General features: G+C 68.2%; 2 protein-coding genes. Both read left to right on the top strand.

The window, feature by feature from the left end; genetic code table 11:
• Positions 1-1,249 (top strand): nitrous oxide reductase family maturation protein NosD (gene nosD, locus ACFR9S_RS04975; RefSeq protein WP_379818187.1); only part of this gene is annotated, 1,249 nt, incomplete at its 5' end.
• A partial coding sequence (locus tag ACFR9S_RS04980; protein WP_379818188.1) for an ATP-binding cassette domain-containing protein occupies positions 1,227-1,406 on the top strand: 180 nt, incomplete at its 3' end. The genes nosD and ACFR9S_RS04980, both read left to right, overlap by 23 nt.

Consider the following 1,406-nt stretch of genomic DNA (forward strand, 5'->3'; position numbering starts at 1 on the left):
CTTCGCGTTCGACCCCGTGACCGAGTCCGGCGTCGCCACCGTCGGCGACGAGTCGTTCGACTCCGTCCAGCGCGCCGTCGACGCCGCCGAGCCGGGCGAGACGGTGTACCTCCGCGGCCGCTTCGACGAGCGCGTCGTCGTGAACACCACGGGGGTGACCGTCACGACGGCGCCCGACGCCCGCGCGGTGATCGACGGCGGGCAGGAGGGTGACGTGCTCACGGTCGCGGCCGCGAACGTCACGGTTCGGGATCTCTGGATCCGCAACTCCGGGATGGACACCTCGACCAACGACGCCGGGGTCTGGATCGACGCGCCAAACGTCACCGTCGCCGACAGCCGACTGACCGAGATCACGTTCGGCGTCTGGGTCGACGGCGTCGACGACGCGGCCCTGCGCAACAACACGATCGTCGGCCGGGAGTCGGTGACGCCGCGGTCCTACCGCGGGAACGGCATCCAGCTCTGGAAGACCACCGGCACGCTGGTCGAGGACAACCGGATCACCGATGCCCGGGACGGCATCTACTACTCGTGGGCGTCGAACGTGACCGCCCGGGGGAACACGCTCTGGGACCTGCGCTACGGCGTCCACTACATGTACTCCCACCGCAACCGCCTCGTGAACAACACCGCCGTCGACAACGACGTGGGGTACGCGCTGATGCTCTCCGAGGAGATCGAGGTGGTGAACAACACCGCCGCGAACAACACCGGGACCAGCGGCCACGGGCTGCTGCTCAAGCGCATCGACTACTCGATGATCCGGGGCAACACGCTCGTCGACAACCAACGCGGGATCTACTCGCTGAACTCCGCGGACAACGAGATCACGGACAACCTCCTGTTGGGGAACCAGATCGGCTTCCACCTGACCGCCGGCACCAGCGGCGAGCGCGTCGTCGGCAACAGCTTCGTCGGCAACCGCCGACACGTTCAAGCGGTCACGAGCGACACGCACGTCTGGAACGGCTCCGAGCGCGGCAACTACTGGAGCGACGCCGGCGCCGCGGATCTCGACGACGACGGCGTGAGCGAACTCCGCTACCGCCCCGCCGGACTCGTCGAGAAGCTGGTCCGGGAGAACCCTGCCGCCGCGGTGTTCACCAACAGCCCGGCGTTCGAGGCGATCCGCCGGGCCGAGCGCACGCTCCCGATCGTCGACGCGCCGGGCGTCGTCGACTACCACCCGCTCGAACGCTCGCCACACGACTGGAGGGATCACTATGCACGCGATAGAGACGACTGATCTGAGGAAACGCTACGGCGACGTGGTCGCGCTCGACGGCGTGAGCCTGTCGATCGAGGCGGGCACGACGTTCGGCCTGCTGGGCACTAACGGCGCCGGGAAGTCGACGCTGCTCAAGCTGCTGTTGCGTCTGTACGACCCCGTCGAGGGCGAGGTC

It is taken from the genome of Halolamina salina, from assembly GCF_042678005.1.
GTDB classification, from domain to species: Archaea; Halobacteriota; Halobacteria; order Halobacteriales; family Haloferacaceae; genus Halolamina; species Halolamina salina.